The organism is Micromonospora sp. DT178 (genome assembly GCF_049841695.1).
In the GTDB taxonomy this organism is placed as follows: domain Bacteria; phylum Actinomycetota; class Actinomycetes; order Mycobacteriales; family Micromonosporaceae; genus Micromonospora.
On record NZ_JBNCKV010000006.1, the window covers coordinates 12,986 to 32,980 of the forward strand.

Sequence of the window (19,995 nt, forward strand, 5' to 3'; positions counted from 1 at the left end):
GGTGCGGGTGAGTGGCCGCAATGCACGATTCCAGCAGTGGGAGGCACTGCTCCGCAATCGGACCAAGCGGCAGCGTCGCGGCGAGTTCCTCGTGCAGGGCGTGCGCCCGATCACCATGGCCATCGAACACGGCTGGCAGGTTCGAGAGCTGCTCTACGACGCCGACGTCCAGCTCTCCGGCTGGGCACGCAAGGCCCTGGACACCGTCCGGGCCGAGAGGTTCGCCGTCTCCCGTGAACTGATGCACATGCTGGGCGGCAAGGCGGACACGGTTCCGGAGCTGCTGGCCGTGGTCGCGCTGCCGCAGGACGACCTGTGCCGCATCCCGGCCGGGCCGACCATGCTCACCGTCGTGTTCGACCGGCCCACCAGCCCTGGCAACATCGGGACGCTCATCCGGTCCGCAGACGCCTTCGGCGCGTCCGGCGTCATCGTCACCGGCCATGCCGCCGATGTGTACGACCCGAAGGCGGTGCGGGCGAGCACCGGCTCGCTGTTCGCGCTGCCCGTGGTCCGGGCACCCTCACACCAGGCCGTGCTGTCCTGGGTCGCCGACGTGCGCGCCGACGGCGTCGACATCGGCATCGTGGGTGCCGATGAGCACGGCGCACTGGATGCCGCCGAGTACGACTTCACGCAACCCGCGCTGACCCTGATCGGCAACGAGACCACCGGTCTCAGCGTCGGCTGGCGTGAGGCCTGCGACCAGCTCGTCCGGGTCCCGATGTCCGGGGCCGCCAGCTCCCTGAACGCGGCGGTCGCCGCGACCGTCGTGCTCTACGAATCGGCACGCCAGCGCAGCGCTGCCGCCCGCCGGTAGCGCGCTGATCACACTGGTGGGCTGATCACCCTGGGCCGCGTTTCGGAAGTGGGTGCGCTGGTGGGCGTGGCTGTGGGCGTGTCGGTGACCGGTAAGCGAAGAGGTCTCCGGTAGATAGTGCATCGACCAAGTACCGGTCTCGGGGGTGGGTTGACCGCCAAGCTGCACCTGGCTTGTGAGCATGGGCAGAAGCCGTTGTCGATCGTGCTGACCGCTGGGCAGCGCGGTGACAGCCCGCAGTTCATCGGGTCCTGGCGGGCCTGGCCTACAGCTCGCGGGCCAACCGCGAGTACCTGCGCCGCCGAGGGATCAAGGCGACCATCCCCGATCAAGGCCGGTCAGGCGGCCCCCGCTTCACGCTCCACGACCACTAGCCGCTCGGGCGTCCCAGGCCGGCCACGTGTCGCCGAGGCTCAGCGCAGCGCGCGCCAGAGCAGGTAGAGCCCGATCGCCGTGCCGAAGACCACGATCAGCACCTTGAGCACCACCGGCGGCAGCCGGCGCACCAGCCGCGCGCCGGCGTACCCGCCGACCAGCGTCGCCGGCGCGACCACCGCGACGGCCGCCCAGTTCACCGGCCCGAACAGCGCGAACACCACGAGCGTGGTCAACCCGACCAGCGCGGAGAGCAGGTTCTTGATCGCGCTCACCCGGGCCAGCGTTGCGTCCAGCACCAGGGCCAGGCCCGCGACCAGCATCACCCCGAGCGCCGCGCCGAAGTAGCCGCCGTACACCGCGCCGACCGCGACCATGGCCTGCACGGTGACCGTACGGCGGCGCGGCGCCAGGTCGCGCGGATGCCCGACCAGCCGGCGCAGCGGATCCTGGAACGCCAGCACCGCCGTCGCTCCGAGCACCAGGAAGGGCACCACCAGCTCGAACGCCCGGGCCGGGGTGGCCAGCAGCAGCAGGGCGCCGGCGATCGTGCCGACGATCGTGGTGGGCACCAGCGCGGCCAGCATCCGCCGGGGCGGCAGATCCTGCCGGCTGCCCGCCACGCTCGCCACGTACCCGGGAAAGACCGCGACCGAATTGCTCACGTTCGCCGGCACCGGCGGCAGGCCCACCGCGATCATCGCCGGGAAGGTGATGAGCGAGCCCCCGCCGGCCACCGCGTTGACCGTGCCCGCAGCGAGACCGGCGGCGAGCAGCAGCGCGGCGTCGGAGACATCCATGGTCACCAGAGGCTAGTACCCGGCCCCGGCAGGACGGGTGCCGGTCGTCCCGGGGCGGCAATAGACACGGCCGTGGCGTCGTTAGAATGGGTGCGCGACGGACGAGTCGACCGGGCGGTCGCGTCGGCGGGCTTCGGCCCGCCGCCGAGGAACGTCCGGACTCCACAGGGCAGGGTGGTTGCTAACGGCAACCCGGGGTGACCCGCGGGACAGTGCCACAGAAAACAGACCGCCGACCCCATCGGGGACGGTAAGGGTGAAACGGTGGGGTAAGAGCCCACCAGCACCCCGGGTGACCGGGGTGGCTCGGTAAACCCCACCCGGAGCAAGGCCAAGCAAGGGCCGTCACCAGACATGATGACGACCCGGCGCAGACGCTTGAGGGCTGCCCGCCCGATGTCTGCGGGTAGGCCGCTCGAGCCTGCCGGCGACGGCAGGCCTAGATGGATGGCCGCCGCCGGCGCGAGCCCCTCGGGGCAAGTGCCGGTCACAGAATCCGGCGTACAGGTCGACTCGTCCGTCGCCCACCAGCTCAGAGCCCCGATCAAGGCTCTGAGCTGGTCTTTTATCTGGTGCCGTTGGTTGACCTTGGTCATCGTTGGGTGGCGTTTGACGGCCTGGCCACGGCCTGAGGCGGCCTGGAGACGGCCTGAGCGGGGGATCGGTGGTCCGTCCTCGTCCTGGCGTGTGCTGTCCCGTCGTGAAGCTTCCGGGGCGGTATGGCAGGGCATCCTGTACGTTGCCGGCAGCCGACCTTTCGTGTCGGCGCTATTCGGCAATGCTTCTTTTTTGCAAGAATGCAGTTAGTCCAACTGCGCTAAGCGTGCCCCGTAATGGATAGTCCGGCAATGGTAAACTCAGTCCACAATTCGATCACTCCACACTCGACGTCCTCGCGCACGTAGGCCCTGATCTTCACCACCACCCGGCGGGGTGCGATCAAGCGGGACACCTTCGACGGCAAGAGTTGACGTCCTGCGGTCGAAGCGGCCGGCATCGTCCCGACGCGGGCTACCGGGATGCACGCGCTGCGTCACTTCTACCCCTCGGCATTGCTCGACGCGGGGGAGAGCATCAAGGCCCTCGCCTCGTATCGGGCACTCCGATCCCGGCTTCACGCTGCGGGTCTACACCCACCTGATGCCGGCCAGCGAGGAGCGCACCCGCCGGGAAATCGATGATCTTTTCCAAGAACCCTCGTCCACAGACCGACCTACGACCTAGTCGAGTAGCGCCGTGCAAGTGGTTTTCACGTCGCGGATGTCGCTTTCCGCGCGTCAACCAAGGGCACGTATCAGTGCCGGGGCGGCCGGCGCGATCGGTTGCGAAATTCGCTGGCCGGTCGTCGGAGCGCAGTGGTAGAAAGCCGGGTGCATAAAGTTCTCACTTTCTCTGATCATCTGCGGCTGATCAACGAACGGTCGACCGCCTTCCGCGCCGCGGTCGCCGCGGCGCCCCGCCTTGACATGCAGGTTCCGACCCATCCCGAGCGGACGCTGTTCGATCTTGTGCAACACGTGGGCATGGCCCGCCGCAAATCAGCCGCCATCGTCGCCGCAGGGCTGGCAGACGCGCCCCCAGAGAAGTCGGCTTGGGACGACGGCATAGGTGCGCCTCGGGAACGCGAGGCACTGCTGGCCTGGTGGACCGAGTCCATCGAGCAACTGACGAGTGCGCTGCTTGAGGCCGGCCCGGATCGCAGTTGTTGGACGTGGTGGGATGACTCGCCGTCACCGCAAACCTCTGGTGCCTGGGCGCGGCGACAGGTCCCCGAGATCGCGGTGTACACCTACGACGCTCAGCTCACCCTGGGTTCCCCGCAGCCGCTACCAGACGAGGTCGCCCTCGACGGTTTCGACGACTGCCAGTTCACCGTCTGCGCAACCACGGTCGCCTGGCCACACGACCCCGCCATCGTCGATTACCACGCCACCGAGGGCCACTCCTGGCGCCTTCGCCTCTCCCGCGACGGGGCACAGGTCGCCCGCTTCACGCCCGCTGCCGGCGAGGATCCCGAAACGGCCGACGCCTCCGCCCGGGGCACGGCAAGCGACCTGGTCCTGTTCTTCTACGGCCGCATACCGCTGGAGTCGCTGAAGTTCGAAGGCGACCGTCGTATCTTCGATCAGCTCGCCGCCTGGGACCCGTCCGTGTGACAACCGACGACATGCGATCTTCGCACCTGCGACGCCTGGCGGCCTGGCGGCGGCCTGCAGCGGTTGTCGCCAAGCTCCGCCCCTGGTCAGCGGGGGTGTCGGAGCCATAATCCGGCGTGCAGGTCGACTCGTCCGTCGCCCACCAGGGCGTGGCCGTCGTGGCCGTGGCCGCCGTCGGCCCAGCGTCCTGGGCCGCCTACGCCACCCTGGCCGCCACCGCCCTGACGATCATCGCCCGTCCTCACCGCCGACACCATCGACACCGCCGTCACCCTGCTGGCCGGCACAGCGTTCATCGGCTTCGGGGTGGTGCTCATCGGGCTTCGGCGTCGCGTTCCTGACCGACAGTCGCATCTTGGCCGGCACAGCCGGCACCGGCGGCGGGATGGCGACCATCGGCGCCGGCATCGCGATCCTGGTTCGGGAAACCAGCCTCACGACACGGCTGCGGGAATGGGCCGCAGCCCTGACGCGGGATCCGACGGGCGAGGAATCAGCAGCAGCAAAAGACCCGGGCCGGGTAGGGGAGTCGTCCGGCACCTAGCCCCCGTGGGCGTGCCGTCCCGGCCAGGTCTGGCTGCCTCAGCCCGAACGCGCGACGGCGCAATTCAGGGAGATATCTGATTACGGTGCGCCGTGAAAGCCGCACTCCGGGCGTGAGATCGCTCGGCAATCGGGGCCTACGGCGGCGAGCGATCGCGGTCGATCATTCACGTCATACTGATGGGGGTGACCACCAACAGTGAAGCGGGCCGGCGACGGACCGGTTGGACTGGCGCGGCCGGCGGGCATGGGCACCAGCGTCCTGAGTGGCGACGTCGGCTACCGGCCGTGCCGCCGTGACCGTGACCGGCGTCGGTCCAAACCTGTGGTCGTGAGGATGGAGGCTGTGCCCATGTTCGAACCGACCGACGACCAGCTTGTAAATGTCATTCTCTTCCTTTTCGACGTGTTGCTAAGTTATTGGTTTTTATGGGCGCCTTGGGTAGTAATCTGGCTGATATCTGAAGGTAAAAAGTACTATTCCGGTGGTTCCAGCGACCGTCACGACGGGGCCGGTGGCGACGGTGGTGGCTTCGGTGCCACGACCAGGAAAGGACGACTGGAGCTGGTTCTGGGAGATAGCGGCACCGGGTGCTGGTACGTCATCGACACCGAAAGCCGCGACCTGGTCGGCGAGGCAATCCCCAGCGATGTCTACCCCGGAAAGTGGCGGGCCGCCGTGCGCCACCCCACGTCGGGCTACCAGTTCGTATGCTTGGCCAGTGGCCGGGAGACGCTCGTCGAGGTGACACAGGTTGGAACCGAGACGTTCACCAGCCCACAGGACGCGATGCGGGCCATCGCCCGTAACCGGATCTACTGACCTACAACGACAGCAAGGGCTTTGCCTGACCTGCCAGGTCCGGGCACCGCCGAGAACCGCCGGTCTTGCACCAGACCTGGCCCGCCGGGCCCACCAAGGTGCCGATCGAGCCGCACGGGTCGTACATCGTGGTGGCGCGGCATCCGCCGGACATGGCGCTGTCCCTGCACCACCAGGGCGAGAACATCAACTGGGAGCGACTGCGTCAGATCACCGGCGAACCGCGGTCCGGTGACGCGCCGCCGGCACGGCTTCCCCTACGTTCCTGGTTGGTGCGGTGAACTGAGCGTGACAGGGATCCGCAGGAGGCGCTGGACTCGATGCCCGGTGTGCTCTGGCATCTGATGCGTGACACGAGGCCGGCCGGGGTGGCTGACCGTTGCGAACATCCGACCCCTCTGGCGTCGGGCCGGGACGCCGACGTCTTCGTCATCGACGACCGGCGCGTCCTTCGCCGCTACCGAGAAGGCGGAGACGTGGCGGCTGAGGCCGCAGTCATGGCCCACGTGGCGAGTCGCCACGGAAACGGCCACCTGCCTGGCGGATCTGCACCATCGGCTCCACGCGTTGCCGCCCCGGCTCGGCGAAGGCGAGGACGACCGGATCCTGCACCTGGATCTGCACCCGGAGAACGTCATGCTGACGTCACGGGGGCCGGTCGTCATCGACTGGCGCAACGCCACCGAGGGACCGGCGGACCTCGATGTCGCGCTCTCCGCGATCATCATCGCCCAGGTGGCCGTCGAGGAGGCGCATCCGCTGGCGTCGTCGGCCGCAACGCTGTTGGCCGCCTTCGTCGACCGCGTCGGCGGCCGTGTGCTGACCACGCTGGACCAGGCCGTGGCGATGCGGCGCAGCGACCCGGCGCTCACCAGCGGCGAACGGGAGCGGCTCGACGCCGCTGCCGCCCTCATCACCGGTCGCCGCTGAAGCCGGCAGCGGAGAGGCGCTGCCCGTCCGGGCGCATAGGATCCGGCGATGACCGATGAGGCGTTGGAGCCCGGCCTGCCGCCCGCCGGTCGGGAGCCGATGCGGCGGCCGCCCAGCATCGTCATCAGCATGGTGCTGCTCGCGCTCTGGTGGGCGTACACCATCGTCGTGGCCGTCGCGTTGCTCGGCGCGGTCGGCGGCGCGGGAAACTGGCTCGCCCTGGCCTGTTGTACGGCGGCGGCCGCAGCCGTGCTCCGGGGGCTCTGGCACGGCGGCCCGACGGCGTGGCGGGTGGTGCACGGGTTCGCCGCGCCGGTCGCCGTCGCGTTCCTGGTCGGGGCCGGCATCATGCTGCTGTTCGGGCCGCGCCTCGGGTCCCTGATCACGCCCCCGGTCGACCCGGCCTTCGTCGCGACGACGGCGGGCGGGCTGCTGGCAGTGCTGGCGTTGTTGGTCAGCGGACTCCTGGTCCGTACCGCGCCGGCCCGCGCCTGGTGCGGCCGCCGCTGACTCCTCACCCGCGCAGTGCCTCCTCACGGCGGTCGGCTCGCCCCGCGGCGACGCCACCCGAGCGGCCGATCCGGCCGTGCCGGCATCGGCCGGGCGCCGGCTGGCCCGGGCCCGCCGCCGCCCCGGTCGGTGCGAACCACACGTAAGTCGTGCAGCCGGCCGGCCGGGGCGCCGGCGGGAGCGTTAGTGCCACCGTGCGACGGGTAGTCGGCGAGCGCTCCTGACAAGTGGCGGGGAGGTCGTATGACGGCGACCAGTGCCTTCTTCGAGCAGTTGGCGGATGTGGGTCACGATCCACGGTTGTGCAAGGTCCGTGGCACCGTCCGGTTCGACATCCGGGAGGGGGACCGGGTGGAGCGGTGGCTGCTGGACATCGATCATGGACGTCTGCGGGTGACTCGGAGCGACGCCCCGGCGGAAACGGTCATCACGGTCACCGCCGACGTCGCGGAGGCGATGTCGCGGGGTGAGATGAACGGCCTGGCCGGGATCACCCGGGGCGAGATCATGGTCGACGGGAACCTCGCCCTGGCGTTGCGGATCGGGCGGCTGTTCCCGGTGCCCCCCGCCGCACGGCAGCAGGCCGTCTCCGGTCGCGGGGAGTGACCCGGTGAAGGACATCCCGGGCACCGTGTCGTGCATCGACGGCAGCACCTTCATCGTCTCGGATTCCAGCGGTGACGTGGAGTCGTCGCCCGCGACCCCGGTCGGCTTGTTCGCCGCCGATTCGCGTTTCCTGTCCCGATGGGTGCTCACCGTCAACGGCGAGCGGCTGACCGCGCTGTCGGTGGACGACAGCCAGTACTACGAGGCGGCGTTCTTCGTGGTGCCGGGCGGGCAGACCGACTACGTGGAGGCCGACGTGTCGGCGATCCGGCGGCGGCGGATCGGACCGGACCTCACCGAGTCGCTGACGCTGTTCAACTACGGCGAGAAGGAGATGGACCTCGACGTACGACTGGAGGTGGCGGCCGACTTCGCCGACATCTTCGACATCAAGTTCGACGTCCGCCAGAAGGCCGGCAGCCACTACCTCCACGTCGGTCCGGACGAGTTGCGGCTGGGCTACCGGCGCGGCACGTTCCAGCGCGAGGTGTCCGTCTCGGCCAGCGAGCCCGCCGACTTCGACGAGGGCGGTCTCCGCTTCACGCTCCGGCTGCCGCCCGGCGCCCGCTGGTCGACGGAGCTGCGGGTGGTCATGCGGGCGCTGCGTCCGGACGGTGTCGACCTCCGTGCCGCGGTGCGGGCGCTGCGCCCGGACGCCGACACCCTGCCGACGAGCGTGCGGGAGTGGCTCGCGGAGGCCCCGAAGCTGGACACCGACAGCAGCGCACTGAAACAGGTGTACCACCGCAGCCTGGTGGACCTGGCGGCGCTGCGCTTCGCCCCGCTCTCGCTCGGCGGCGCGGCCGTACCGGCGGCGGGGCTGCCCTGGTTCATGACCCTGTTCGGCCGGGACAGCCTGCTGACCTGCCTGCAGACCCTGCCCTTCACCCCGTCGCTGACCCCGCCGACGCTGCGGATCCTCGCCTCGTTGCAGGGCGCCCGGACCGACAACGTCCTGGAAGAGGACCCCGGCCGGATCCTGCACGAACTGCGTTACGGCGAGTCGGCCGCGTTCGAGGAGCAGCCCCACTCGCCGTACTACGGCACCGTCGACGCCTCGCCGCTGTTCGTGGTGCTGCTCGACGAGTACGAACGGTGGAGCGGCGACACGGCGCTGGTGATGGAGCTGGAGCAGGAGGCCCGGGCGGCCCTGGCGTGGATCGACCAGTACGCCGACCTGACGTCCACCGGCTACCTCTGGTACGAGCGACGCTACCGGCTCACGGGCCTGGAGAACCAGTGCTGGAAGGACTCCTGGGACAGCATCTCCTACGCCGACGGCAGGCTGCCGGGCTTCCCCAGGGCCACCTGCGAGGCCCAGGGCTACGCCTACGACGCCAAGATGCGGGCGGCGCGGCTGGCCCGTACGTTCTGGAACGACCCGGCCTTCGCGGACCGGCTGGAGAGCGAGGCGGCGGCGCTGTACGACCGCTTCAACCGGGACTTCTGGCTCGACGACCGGGGTTACTACGCGCTCGCCCTCGACGGCGACGGCACTCCCGTCGACAGCCTCTCCTCCAACATCGGGCACCTGCTGTGGAGCGGCATCGTGCCGCCGGAGCGGGCGGCGCGGGTCGCCGAGCACCTGATGGGGCCGGCGCTCTACTCCGGCTGGGGAGTGCGGACCCTCGCCGAGGGGCAGGGCCGCTACAACCCGCTCGGATACCACCGCGGCACCGTCTGGCCCTTCGACAACTCGTTCATCGCCTGGGGTCTGCGCCGTTATGGATTCGCCCACGAGGCGGGACGCATCGCCGAGGGCGTCATCGACGCCGCCACCTACTTCCAGGGCCGGCTTCCCGAAGCGTTCGGCGGATTCGACCGCCACACCACGCGGTACCCGGTCCGGTATCCCACCGCCGGCAGCCCGCAGGCGTGGTCCAGCGGAGCGTCCCTGCTGCTCATCCGGGTCATGCTCGGCATCGAACCGCACGAGGACCACCTCGCCGTGGACCCGGCGCTGCCGCCCGGCCTCGACCGGCTCGCACTGCTGGACATCCCGGGCCGCTGGGGCAGGGTGGACGCGTTCGCCCGGCACCGCTTCGACCAGCCACGAACCAACGGCGGCGGGCCCGATCCGGGTCTTTCCTGAGCCATAATGCCCGTGCCGCGACCGGGGCGACCGATCCGGGCACAGCATGTCGGGTGCGCCAACCTCCCGCGCGCCTAGCGTTGCTGTTCGGAACGGGAAGGAGAACCGGGTGCTGGAGCGGCTCAACCAGGCCATGGAGCACATCGAGCGGCACCTCGACCAACAGATCGAGGTGGCCGAGCTGGCGCGGATCGCGGTGACGTCGGAGTACCACTTCCGTCGGATCTTCTCCGCGCTGGCGGGCGTCGGCCTGTCCGAGTACATCCGGCGGCGGCGGCTCACGGTCGCGGGCGCGGAGGTGCTCGCGGGGGAGCGGACGCTGCTCGACGTCGCGGTCCGCTACGGCTACGGCTCCACCGAGGCGTTCGCCCGGGCGTTCCACGCCGTGCACGGCGTGGGCCCCGGCGAGGCCCGGCGTACGGGGGCGGCTTTGCAGTCCCAGCCCCGGATGTCCTTCCGACTCGTCGTCGAAGGGAGCAGCAGCATGCGATACCGGATCGTGCACAAGGACGGGTTCCAGCTGGTGGGCCGCAAGGCCCGGGTGCCGCTGGTGCACGAGGGGATGAACCCGGCGATCGTCGCCTTCGTCAAGGGCATCCCGCCCGAGACGGTACGCCGGATCGAGGCCCTGTCCGACCAGGAGCCGCAGGGCGTCGTCAACGTCAGCGCCGACGTGGCCGACAGCCGCGCGGAGGGCACCGAGCTGGACTACTGGTACGGCGTGGTGACGGGCGCGGACGCGCCGGAGGACATGGACGCGCTGCCCGTGCCGGCGGGCGCCTGGGCGGTCTTCGAGACCTCGGGGGCGTTCCCGCAGGCAATGCAGTACCTGTGGCGGGACGTGTTCACCCAGTGGTTCCCGTCCAACCCGTACCGCAGCCGGCCGGGACCGGAGATCTCGCGTACCCGGCTGTCGGCGGACGGCACGCAGGCGGACGCCGAACTCTGGATCCCGGTGGAGCCCGTCACCGACTGATCTCGTCCAGCACGCCGCGTTGGAAGGCGCGGGCCTCGGGACCGCTCGGTGGCGGCCCGCCGGCCCGCGCCGCGATCGACCGTTCGATCAGGTCGGCGGTCGCGCCGCCGGTCGGGTCGGCGGTCGCGCCGCCGTCGGTCGCGTCGACCGGCCGGCCGTCGGCGAGCAGCCGGCGGCCGGCGTCGACCTTCGACAGCCAGACGCCGTGGCGGACCCTGACCAGGGAGCGGCAGGCGCCGAGCACCGCGTCCTCGGCCCCCGGGGCGGGACCGTCGCCGGGCGGGGTCGGCAGGGCCAGCCACCAGCGCAGCGCGTCGGTCAGCAGGCGGCGCAGGTCGGCGGGGGAGAGGTCGGCGAAGGCCTCGGCGGCCGGCGGCCCGAGCAGGGCGTACCCGCACTGGTGCAGGATGCTGCGGTCCAGGCCGTACCAGAACAGGCCGTCCTCGGCGGGCCGGTCGGCGGCGGCCCACGTCGCCCGGAACGGCATCCGCGCCCCGGTGTTCAGCTCGACCTCGAACCCCGGTTCCGGCGTGCCGGAGTGGGCGACCTCCCGGCGGTACACGACCAGCTCCAGCCCGCGCGCGGGGCACGGCAGCGCCTCGTGCCGCAGCCGCGCCACCAGCTCCTGCCTGCGCCCGAGGTCGAGGGCGTCGGCGCAGACCAGCGCCACGTCGACGTCGCTGCGCCCCGGCTGGTACGCGCCCAGCCCGACCGAGCCGGCCGCGTACGCCCCGACGAGGTCGTCGCCGAGGACGTCGCGGGCGGCGGCGACCAGGTCGGCGAGGTAGCGGCGCAGGGGCGGGTCGAGGTCAGTCATCGGACTCGGTCCAGGCCGTCCCGGCGGGCAGGAACCACGCGCTCGCCCCGGTGTCGAGGGCGTGCGCGACGGTCAACCGGGCGTGCCGGTCGAGCGCGGGCAGCCGGTCCGGCGGGAACCACTCCACGGCCACCGACTCGTCGTCGTTGACCCGGGCGGTGCCGGCGACCAGCCGGCAGTGGAAGCCGAGGTTGAAGAACTCGCAGCGGTCGCCGTTGGGGTAGGTGTGCGGGTGCGACACGACGCTGCTCAGGCGCACCGGCTCGACCTCCAGGCCCGTCTCCTCCCGCACCTCGCGGACCACCGCCGTGGCCGGCTGCTCGCCCGGCTCGACGATGCCGCTGACCACCGACCAACGCCCGTCGTCGGCGCGCCTGCCGAGCAGCAGCTCGCCGGCGTCGTTGCGCACCACCGCGCTCACGCTCGGCAGCAGGAGCAGGTCGTGGCCGACGCGCTCGCGCAGCCGCAGGATGTGGTCCGGAACGCCCATCCGGCGACCCTAACCGCCCTCGTCCGGCGGATCGCCCCGCGTCACCCCGACAGGCTGATCTCCCGGGCCACCCGGGCGTACTTGCTCGCGCCGGAGCCGGCTGTTCAGCCGATGCCCACCGGACGCGGGCGCGACCGTCGGCGGCTGCCGTGCGGGGCTGTGCGTCGGGCGGCCCGGCCCGGTCGCACCGGGTCAGTCGGGGCACGACAGCCGTTCGAGGGCGACCGGGCCGGCGTCGGCGGGCACGGCCAGCGCGAAGCACGCCGCCGAGTCGGCCCGCTGCCAGCCGAAGACGGACGCCGCCGTCTTGGCGACCCGGACGCGGAAGAAGAGCCGTACGGTCGTCTCCGCGCGGGGCCCGTCGCTGCGCACGGTCAGCACCTCGACCCCGTCCACCGCGTCGGCGGCCTGCCGCAGCGTCGACTCCCCGGCCGTCGGTTCGGCGAGCAACCGCGCGCGGGCGAGTTGCGCGGTGGCGGTCACCTCCCGCTCGGCCCGTTGCTCCAGCCGCTGCTGCGACCGGTCCCGCAGCAGCGGCAGCCCGGTGGCCGCCCCGACCACCGCCAGTACGGTCGCCGGCACCGCCACCGCCAGTACGCGCCGCAGCCACACCGATGTCCCACCCCCGTGTCGCACGGGGCGATTGTGCGGCACGGGCCCGCCCCGCGGCTGCCCCGTCGCGGGCCGGCGGGGTGGGCACCGCGCACCCGACCAGTCCTGTTTTCGCAGTTCCAGCCCCTGCCGACGGGAGCACGTCTACTGTGGAGAACATCGGCGACTTGTGGTGTTCCGGTGGCGGCCGGGTGGTTCGCGGTGCACAGTGATCCCATGAGCGACAGCGGAAGCGGTGGGCACTTCTACTGGTGCACCCGGCACCACCGGGTCGAGACCGACGCCGACGTGTGCCCCGCCAGGCACGTTCTGGGGCCGTACGCCTCAGCCGCCGACGCGGAGAACGCCCTGCAGACGGTGCGGGAGCGCAACGACGCGTGGGAGGCCGAGGACGCCCGCTGGGCCGGGGAGGACAGATAGGCGGCGCGGGATGGCCCGCGCCGAGGTACTTGGTGCTCCGCGAGGGCGAGAGCACGTCCCCAGGAAGGGAACCGAGATGGCCGAAGCACAGCAGGCCACCACCCGCCCGGCCGCCAGACGTACGACCGCCAGGAAGACCGCCGCGGCGGAGCGGACCGCGGGTGGGACGCGGACCGCGCGCCCGTCCGCCACGACCACGGCGGCGAAGAAGGCACCGGCCAAGAAGGCGACGGGCGGTGCGGGACGGGCTCCGGCGAAGAAGACCCCCGCCGCCAAGGCGCCCGCGAAGAAGGCCCCCGCCGCCAAGGCCCCGGCGAAGAAGGCCCCCGCGAAGAAGGCGACGACCGGGGTCGCCGCCGCGGCGAAGAAGACGACGGCCGCGGCGAAGAAGACGGCCTCCACCGCCGCGAAGAAGGCTCCCGCCGCGGCGAAGCGGACGACGGCGGCGGCCAAGAGCACGGCGGCGAAGAAGACGACCTCGGCGAAGACACCCGCCCGGCAGGCGGCGACGAAGGCCGCCACGACGGCGAGGAAGGCGACCGCGCCGGCGAAGAAGGCCCCCGCCGGCGGCACCGCCCCCACCCGCAAGGTGACCTCGGCGGCGAAGAAGACCACGACGGCGGCGAGGAAGACCACCACCTCGGCGGCGAAGAAGACCACGACGGCGGCGAAGGCCCCGGCGAAGAAGGCGACCGCCAAGAAGACGGCGCCGGCCAGGAAGACGGCCGCGACCCGGCCCACCGGCGGCGCCCGCAAGGCCGCGGCGACGAAGGCCCCCGCCAGGAAGGCCACCGCGACCTCCTCGGCCACCACCCGCAAGGCGGCGGCGAAGCAGGTCCCGGCGAAGAAGACGACCGTCGCCAAGGCGCCGGCCAAGAAGGTCACCGCCCGCAAGGCGCCCGCCCCGACGAGCGCCGCCCGGGCCACCGCTCCCCGTGGCGTACGGGCGAACGCGCGCAGGGCGACCGGCTGACCGCGACGCGGTGAACGGCGCTCGCCGGGAAGCGGATCATCCGCCACACTGTCAGGATTGACCCCGTGGTGATCCGACGCGTACTCGCACCCCGCATCGACTTCGGCGCGCTGCGCCGCGAACTGGGACTGCCCGAGGGGTTCCCGGCCGCGGCGCAGCGCGAGGCCGACGCCGCGGCGGCCGCGCCGCCCCGGCCCGCCGCCGACCGCACCGACATCCCGTTCGTCACCGTCGACCCCGCCACCTCGCGCGACCTCGACCAGGCGATGCACCTCGCCCACCGCCCCGGCGGCGGCTACCGGGTGTCGTACGCGATCGCCGACGTCGCCGCGCACGTCCGCCCCGGCGGCGCGCTGGAGGAGGAGACCTGGCGACGCGGGCAGACCGTCTACCTGCCCGACGGCACCGTGCCGTTGCACCCCGAGACCCTCAGCGAGGGCGCGGCCAGCCTCCTGCCGGACGTCGACCGGGCCGCCGTGGTGTGGACGATCGACCTGGACGCCGACGGCGACACCGTCGGGGTCACGCTGGAGCGCGCGCTGGTGCGCAGCCGGGCCAAGCTGGACTACGTCGGGGTCCAGGCGGCCGCCGACGCCGGCCGGCTGCCCGACCCGATCGCCCTGCTGCCCGAGATCGGGGCCCTGCTCACCGCGCGCGGCCTGCGCCGGGGAGCGATCAACCTGCCGCTGCCCGAGCAGGACGTGGAGGCCGAGGGCGACGGCTGGCGGCTGGTGCTGCGCGGGCCGGTGCCGATGGAGGAGCACAACGCCCAGATCTCGCTGCTCACCGGGATGGCCGCCGCCGACCTCATGCTCGCCGGGGGGATCGGCCTGCTGCGTACGATGCCGGCGCCGAAACCCGAGGCGGTGACGCGGCTGCGGGCCGCCGCCGCCCCGCTGGGCGTGCACTGGCCGGACGGGGCCGGCCCCGGCGAGGTGATCGCCGGACTGGACCCGTCGCAGCCCCGGGCCGCCGCCTTCGTCGACCAGGCCGCCGAGCTGATGCGGGGCGCCGCGTACACCGCCTTCGACGGCGCGCCGCCCGAGCAGCGGGAGCACGGCGGGGTCGCGGCCGCGTACGCCCACGTCACCGCGCCGCTGCGGCGACTGGCCGACCGCTACGCCACGGAGGTCTGCCTGGCGCTGCACGAGGGCCGGGCGGTGCCCGACTGGGCCCGCGCGGCGCTGCCCCGGCTGCCCGAGGTGATGGCCACGACCGACCGGACCGCCTCGGCGGCCACCCGGGGCGCGATCGAGCTGGCCGAGGCGGTGCTGCTCCAGCACCGGGTGGGGGAGACCTTCGACGCGGCGGTGCTGGACGTCGACGCGGCCCCGGACGGCAAGGCCCGCCCGGGCCGCCGGCCCGGCGGCACCGTGGCGCTGGACGACCCGCCGGTGCGCGCCCGCTGCCTCGGCGAACTGCCGCTGGGCGAGCGGGTGCGGGTCCGGCTGGTCACCGCCGACCCGGTCGCCCGCACGGTGGCCTTCGAGCTGGCCTGACGCTCCCGGGCCCGCCACGCCGCGTTCCCGCCCTGCGGCCGGTGCCACCGTGTCATGTTGGGTCGGGCGGTGGCGTGTGCAGCGGGGATTGTCACAGCGCCTACCGGTGCTGGCGGGCCGCACGGTTTGCGAGGATGGCGGCATGGCTTACGACGCGAGCACGCTGCCCGACGTGTCCGGGCTGACCGTCGGCATCATCGGCGGCACCGGCGACCAGGGGCGGGGACTCGCCTACCGGTTCGCCCGGGCCGGCCAGACCGTGCTGATCGGGTCCCGATCCGCCGAGCGGGCCGCGCAGTCCGCCGAGGAGATCTCGGCCCTGCCCGGCGTGCCCGCCGAAGCTCGGGTGACCGGTGCCGGCAACGAGGAGGTGGCCCGGAGCAGCGACGTGGTGATCATCGCGGTGCCGTGGGACGGGCACGCCGCCACCGTCGCCGCGCTCGCCGAGCCGCTCGCCGGCAAGATCGTCGTCGACTGCGTCAACCCGCTGGGCTTCGACAAGCAGGGCCCGTACGCGCTCACGGTCGCCGAGGGCAGCGCCGTGCAGCAGGCCGCCGCGCTGCTGCCCGACTCCCGGGTCTGCGCCGCGTTCAACCACGTCAGCGCGCCGCTGCTGGCCGACCCGGAGATTGACCGGATCGACCTCGACGTGCTGATCTGCACCGAGGACCGCGAGCTGGTGGGCGTGGTCGCCGCGCTCGCCGCGCGGATCCCCGGCATGCGCGGCATCTACGCCGGCCGGCTGCGCAACGCCCACCAGATCGAGGCGTTCACCGCCAACCTGATCGCCATCAACAAGCGCTACAAGGCGCACGCGGGCATCCGCGTCACCGACCTCTGACGGCGGGCCGCGTCCGTCGCTTCAGATCTTGGTGGGAAACGGCCCCTCCAGGGGCCTGTTCCTACCAAGATCGGCAGCCCCGCCTGGTGGGACAGGAGCCAACGGCCTGTTCGCGCGTCCGAGCGGGTGGCGGCGGTAACGGGGGTCCGGAGGGCCGACGGTGAGGGCGTTCTCGTCGAGGCCGTTGTAGACGACCAGATCGGTGTCGGCGAACGCGAAGCCGAGTGCGAGGCTGCCGTTGGCCAGGTCGCCCGTTGCGCCCCGCCACTCCAACAGCGCGACCTCGCGCAACCGGCGGCCCGGCAGGGCGGCCAACCCGGGCAGCGGCTCAGCGACGACACCATCCTCGTCGTGGCCCGCGAGGCCTTCGGCGGAACGCCAGGCCAGCCGGAAGTCGTCGGAGGTGGGCCAGGCGACCGGGCCGCCCGGGGAGACCGAGTTCCAGGTGATCGAGAGATCGTCGAACTTCTGGTGGTTGACCTCCACCTGCTCGCCGGCGAAGTCCAGCAGCACCGGACAGTCCGCGAACCACTCGTCCTCGTCCAGGTCCCAGACCAGCCAGACGCGGGTGAGCGTACGGCCGGCCAGCGCGGCGAGCCGTGCGCCGTGCGCCGTCTCGATATCGGGCCGCGCGTGCGACCAGGTCGGCTGGTAGCCGGGGATGCCGAAGTCGAACACCGGACGATTGTCGGCCACGAGGCAGGCGGGCGGGAGGGTCCTGCGGCGCCGGTGCCGCGTACCGCCTCCCGCCCGGACGCCGGTCCCGCGGCGTCCGGGCGGAAGGCGGCCGGCCGGTGTCAGAAGGTGTGCTCGGCGGCGGGGAAGTCGCCGCCCCGGACCTCGTCGGCGAACCGCCGGGTCGCGTCGGTCAGGGCACCCGCCAGGTCGGCGTAGCGCTTCACGAAGCGCGGCGCCCTGCCGGTACGCAGACCGGCCATGTCCTGCCAGACGAGCACCTGGGCGTCGGTGTCCGCGCCGGCGCCGATGCCCACGGTCGGGATCGGCAGCTCCGCCGTGATCCGCTTGGCCACCTGCCCCGGCACCATCTCCAGCACCACGGCGAACGCGCCCGCCTCGGCCACCGCCCGGGCGTCGGCGATCACGTCGTCGGCCGCGTCGCCGCGCCCCTGCACCCGGTAGCCGCCGATGGCGTGCTCGCTCTGCGGGGTGAAGCCGATGTGCGCCATCACCGGGATGCCGGCGCCGGTGATCGCGGCGATCTGTGCCGCGCAGCGCCGGCCGCCCTCCAGCTTCACCGCGTGGCAGCCACCCTCCTTCATGAACCGCACGGCGGTACGCAGCGCCTGCGTCGGGCCCTCCTCGTAGGAGCCGAACGGCAGGTCGCCGACGACCAGCGCGTGCCGGGTCGCCCGCACCACCGCGCGGACCAGCGGGAGCAGCTCCTCGGCGGTCACCGGCACCGTCGTCTCGTAGCCGAAGACGTTGTTCGCGGCCGAGTCGCCGACCAGCAGCACCGGGATGCCGGCCTGGTCGAAGATCGAGGCCGTGTACTGGTCGTACGAGGTGAGCATCGGCCACCGCTCGCCGCGCTCCTTGGCGGCGACCAGGTCGCGGGTGCGTACCCGCCGGGTGGCCGGGCCGCCGTAGAGGGCGGTCACCTCGGACGGGGTGGACTCCACCATGACTCTCTCCTTCCTCGAGGCCGCGTGCGCGGTCCCCGGGTTCCGCCGCGATCGTCGCACCCGACGACCGGCCCGCGGCAGAGCGCAGTGGAGGATGTCACTCCCGGGCCGCCGGCCCGGGAGCGACCGGCTCAGCCGTCCTCGCGCCACCGGTTCGTGATCGGCAGCCGTCGGTCCCGCCCGAAGGCCTTCATCGAGATCTTCGCCCCCGGCGCGGACTGGCGGCGCTTGTACTCGGCGGTATCCACCATCCGCAGCACCCGGTCGACGACGGCCGGGTCGTGGCCGGACGCGACCAGCCCGTCGCGGCCCAGGTCGCCGTCGACGTAGCCGATCAGGATCGGGTCCAGCACGTCGTAGTCGGGCAGCGTGTCGCTGTCCAGCTGGCCCGGGCTCAGTTCGGCGCTCGGCGGCTTGCCGATGGAGTTCTCCGGGATCGGCGGGGTCTCGCCCCGGCGGGCGGCGTCGGCGTTGCGCCACTTCGCCAGCCGCCAGACCAGCGTCTTCCAGACGTCCTTGACCGGGTTGAAGCCGCCGACCGAGTCGCCGTAGAGGGTGGAGTAGCCGACCGCCAGCTCGCTCTTGTTGCCGGTGGTCAGCACCAGGTGCCCCTCCTGGTTCGACAGCGCCATCAGGATCACCCCGCGTACCCGCGCCTGGAGGTTCTCCACGGAGACCCCGGAGAGCGACATGTTCGCCAGGAAGGTGTCCACCATCGGCTGGATCGGCTCGACCCGGTAGTCCAGCCCGGTCCGCTTCGCCAGCTCGGCCGCGTCCTCCCGGCTGTGCTCGGAGGAGTGCTGGCTGGGCAGCGACACGCCGACCACCCGGTCGGGCCCGAGGGCGTCGACGGCCAGCGCGGCCACGACCGCCGAGTCGATGCCGCCGGAGAGGCCCAGCACCACCGAGGGGAACCGGTTCTTGTTGACGTAGTCGCGCAGGCCCAGCACGAGCGCCTGCCACACCTCGGCCTCGTCGGCCACCGGGGCGATCGTGCCGCCGGTGGCGGCCGGCCCGTCGGGCGTCGGCGGGATGTCCCCGGCCTCGGCCCGCACCACGCGCATCCCGTCCGCCAGCACCTGCTCCGGTCCGGCCGGCCCGCCGGCGGCGGGCAGCTCCACGTCGTGCACCAGCAGGTGCTCGACGAACTGCGGGGCCCGGGCGAGCAGCGCGCCGTCGGCGCCCACGATCATCGAGTCGCCCTCGAAGACCAGCTCGTCCTGCCCGCCGACCATGTTGACGTACGCGATCATCGCCCCGGCCTCGGCGGCGCGGCGCTGGACCAGCGGCAGCCGGACGTCGTCCTTGTTCAGCTCGTACGGCGAGCCGTTGACGCAGAGGACCAGGCCGACCCCGGCCTGGCGGGCGGCGGCGAACGGACCGCCGGCCTGCCACAGGTCCTCGCAGATGGTCAGCGCCACGTCCACCCCGCCGACGCGGACGACGGTCAGCGCGTCGCCGGAGACGAAATAGCGGTCCTCGTCGAAGACGCCGTAGTTGGGCAGGTGGTGCTTGAAGTAGGTGGCGACGATGCGACCGTGGTGCAGCAGGGCCGCCGCGTTGCGGGCGCCGCGACCGGGCTCCGCGTCGCCGCTCACCTGCGGCGGGCCGTCGGCGTCCAGGTAACCGACCAGCACCGGCAGCGCGCCCAACCCGTCGGCGTCGAGATCGGCGGCGAGGCGTTCCAGCGCGGCCTTCGACGCGGCGACGAAGGACCGGCGGAAGACCAGGTCCTCGACCGGATAGCCGGTCAGCATCATCTCCGGGAACGCGACGATCTGGGCGCCGCTGTCGGCGGCCCGGCGGGTCCAGTCACGGACCAGGCCGGAGTTGCCAGCGAGGTCGCCGACGGTCGGGTTGACCTGGCACAGGGCGAGACGCAGGGTGGGCATGTCCTCATCTTGCCCCAGCCGTGCGGGCCCGACACGCGGGGCGGGGCGAGATCACGGGAGGCACGGGACAGGGCGGGACGCCCGCCGGCCGGTCGCGTAACGTCGGCGTAACGAGGCCGGTGGAGACTGGTCGGTCAGGCCGGGTCGACCCCCGGTCGCAGGTGCGCAAGGTGTCGC

Annotated in this window: 21 protein-coding genes, 1 other RNA gene and 1 pseudogene; 15 read left to right on the forward strand and 8 right to left on the reverse strand. The window is 72.5% G+C overall.

Going from position 1 to position 19,995, the window contains the following annotated elements; translation table 11 throughout:
• Window position 1: 1 nt before the first annotated feature.
• Entirely contained in the window at window positions 2–820 is an 819-nt protein-coding gene (locus ACLQ22_RS13025) for a TrmH family RNA methyltransferase (protein WP_425692494.1), read from the forward strand.
• 144 nt (window positions 821–964) lie between these two features.
• A pseudogene (locus tag ACLQ22_RS13030) lies at window positions 965–1,152 on the forward strand (IS5 family transposase); the annotation flags it as partial.
• An 81-nt stretch (window positions 1,153–1,233) separates the two neighbouring features.
• On the opposite strand, the gene ACLQ22_RS13035 reads toward ACLQ22_RS13030, so the two are convergent.
• Window positions 1,234–1,995 (reverse strand): sulfite exporter TauE/SafE family protein, encoded by a 762-nt coding sequence (locus ACLQ22_RS13035; RefSeq protein ID WP_425692495.1) that lies wholly within the window; start codon window positions 1,993–1,995, stop codon window positions 1,234–1,236.
• Between the two features lie 102 nt (window positions 1,996–2,097).
• Between ACLQ22_RS13035 and rnpB the strand changes: the two genes are divergently transcribed.
• An RNA gene (rnpB, locus tag ACLQ22_RS13040) (RNase P RNA component class A) lies at window positions 2,098–2,515 on the forward strand.
• Window positions 2,516–3,365: 850 nt separating this feature from the next.
• The gene (locus tag ACLQ22_RS13045; protein WP_425692496.1) at window positions 3,366–4,151 is read left to right on the forward strand and encodes a maleylpyruvate isomerase family mycothiol-dependent enzyme; all 786 of its coding nucleotides are present in this window, start codon (window positions 3,366–3,368) and stop codon (window positions 4,149–4,151) included.
• A gap of 228 nt (window positions 4,152–4,379) precedes the next feature.
• Here ACLQ22_RS13045 and ACLQ22_RS13050 read toward each other — a convergent pair whose 3' ends face one another.
• On the reverse strand, window positions 4,380–4,559 hold the full coding sequence (locus tag ACLQ22_RS13050; protein ID WP_425692497.1) for a hypothetical protein: 180 nt from the start codon (window positions 4,557–4,559) through the stop codon (window positions 4,380–4,382).
• A 487-nt stretch (window positions 4,560–5,046) separates the two neighbouring features.
• Between ACLQ22_RS13050 and ACLQ22_RS13055 the strand changes: the two genes are divergently transcribed.
• The 7 genes from ACLQ22_RS13055 (at window position 5,047) to ACLQ22_RS13085 (ending at window position 10,631) form a co-directional block, all read left to right on the forward strand.
• Window positions 5,047–5,517: a hypothetical protein gene (locus ACLQ22_RS13055; protein WP_425692498.1), complete on the forward strand. Its 471-nt coding sequence runs from the start codon at window positions 5,047–5,049 to the stop codon at window positions 5,515–5,517.
• 65 nt (window positions 5,518–5,582) lie between these two features.
• The gene (locus ACLQ22_RS13060; protein WP_425692499.1) at window positions 5,583–5,798 is read left to right on the forward strand and encodes a hypothetical protein; all 216 of its coding nucleotides are present in this window, start codon (window positions 5,583–5,585) and stop codon (window positions 5,796–5,798) included.
• A 67-nt stretch (window positions 5,799–5,865) separates the two neighbouring features.
• Window positions 5,866–6,447 carry a phosphotransferase gene (locus ACLQ22_RS13065; protein WP_425692500.1) on the forward strand — a complete coding sequence of 194 codons (582 nt, stop codon included), beginning with the start codon at window positions 5,866–5,868 and terminating at the stop codon, window positions 6,445–6,447.
• A gap of 48 nt (window positions 6,448–6,495) precedes the next feature.
• Entirely contained in the window at window positions 6,496–6,957 is a 462-nt protein-coding gene (locus ACLQ22_RS13070; protein ID WP_425692501.1) for a hypothetical protein, read from the forward strand.
• Between the two features lie 243 nt (window positions 6,958–7,200).
• A complete protein-coding gene (locus tag ACLQ22_RS13075) occupies window positions 7,201–7,563 on the forward strand; it encodes an SCP2 sterol-binding domain-containing protein (protein ID WP_425692502.1) in 363 nt (120 codons plus the stop codon).
• Between the two features lie 13 nt (window positions 7,564–7,576).
• Window positions 7,577–9,655: a glycogen debranching N-terminal domain-containing protein gene (locus ACLQ22_RS13080; protein ID WP_425692767.1), complete on the forward strand. Its 2,079-nt coding sequence runs from the start codon at window positions 7,577–7,579 to the stop codon at window positions 9,653–9,655.
• Window positions 9,656–9,764: 109 nt separating this feature from the next.
• Window positions 9,765–10,631 (forward strand): AraC family transcriptional regulator, encoded by an 867-nt coding sequence (locus ACLQ22_RS13085; RefSeq protein ID WP_425692503.1) that lies wholly within the window; start codon window positions 9,765–9,767, stop codon window positions 10,629–10,631.
• Here the strand turns inward: ACLQ22_RS13085 and ACLQ22_RS13090 are convergent.
• The 3 genes from ACLQ22_RS13090 to ACLQ22_RS13100 form a co-directional block, all read right to left on the reverse strand.
• On the reverse strand, window positions 10,621–11,448 hold the full coding sequence (locus tag ACLQ22_RS13090; RefSeq protein ID WP_425692504.1) for a nucleotidyltransferase domain-containing protein: 828 nt from the start codon (window positions 11,446–11,448) through the stop codon (window positions 10,621–10,623). The genes ACLQ22_RS13085 and ACLQ22_RS13090 overlap by 11 nt on opposite strands.
• Entirely contained in the window at window positions 11,441–11,938 is a 498-nt protein-coding gene (locus tag ACLQ22_RS13095; protein ID WP_425692505.1) for an NUDIX hydrolase, read from the reverse strand. Before ACLQ22_RS13095 ends, ACLQ22_RS13090 begins: the two co-directional genes overlap by 8 nt.
• Window positions 11,939–12,130: 192 nt before the next feature.
• Window positions 12,131–12,574, reverse strand: a complete 444-nt coding sequence (locus tag ACLQ22_RS13100) for a hypothetical protein (protein WP_425692506.1) — start codon at window positions 12,572–12,574, stop codon at window positions 12,131–12,133.
• Between the two features lie 192 nt (window positions 12,575–12,766).
• Between ACLQ22_RS13100 and ACLQ22_RS13105 the strand changes: the two genes are divergently transcribed.
• From ACLQ22_RS13105 to npdG, 4 genes are all read left to right on the forward strand, one after another.
• Window positions 12,767–12,970, forward strand: a complete 204-nt coding sequence (locus ACLQ22_RS13105) for a hypothetical protein (RefSeq protein ID WP_121400897.1) — start codon at window positions 12,767–12,769, stop codon at window positions 12,968–12,970.
• Between the two features lie 76 nt (window positions 12,971–13,046).
• Window positions 13,047–13,943, forward strand: coding sequence for a histone (locus ACLQ22_RS13110; RefSeq protein ID WP_425692507.1), 897 nt, complete (start codon window positions 13,047–13,049; stop codon window positions 13,941–13,943).
• Between the two features lie 65 nt (window positions 13,944–14,008).
• Entirely contained in the window at window positions 14,009–15,442 is a 1,434-nt protein-coding gene (locus ACLQ22_RS13115) for an RNB domain-containing ribonuclease (RefSeq protein WP_425692508.1), read from the forward strand.
• A 142-nt stretch (window positions 15,443–15,584) separates the two neighbouring features.
• A complete protein-coding gene (gene npdG / locus ACLQ22_RS13120) occupies window positions 15,585–16,283 on the forward strand; it encodes an NADPH-dependent F420 reductase (protein ID WP_425692509.1) in 699 nt (232 codons plus the stop codon).
• A gap of 21 nt (window positions 16,284–16,304) precedes the next feature.
• On the opposite strand, the gene ACLQ22_RS13125 is transcribed toward npdG, so the two are convergent.
• From ACLQ22_RS13125 to ACLQ22_RS13135, 3 genes are all read right to left on the reverse strand, one after another.
• Complete coding sequence (locus ACLQ22_RS13125) at window positions 16,305–16,961, reverse strand: hypothetical protein (RefSeq protein WP_425692510.1); 657 nt, start codon at window positions 16,959–16,961, stop codon at window positions 16,305–16,307.
• 119 nt (window positions 16,962–17,080) lie between these two features.
• Window positions 17,081–17,926, reverse strand: a complete 846-nt coding sequence (gene panB / locus ACLQ22_RS13130) for a 3-methyl-2-oxobutanoate hydroxymethyltransferase (protein ID WP_366641929.1) — start codon at window positions 17,924–17,926, stop codon at window positions 17,081–17,083.
• A gap of 131 nt (window positions 17,927–18,057) precedes the next feature.
• On the reverse strand, window positions 18,058–19,818 hold the full coding sequence (locus tag ACLQ22_RS13135) for an NAD+ synthase (RefSeq protein WP_425692511.1): 1,761 nt from the start codon (window positions 19,816–19,818) through the stop codon (window positions 18,058–18,060).
• Window positions 19,819–19,995: the final 177 nt, after the last annotated feature.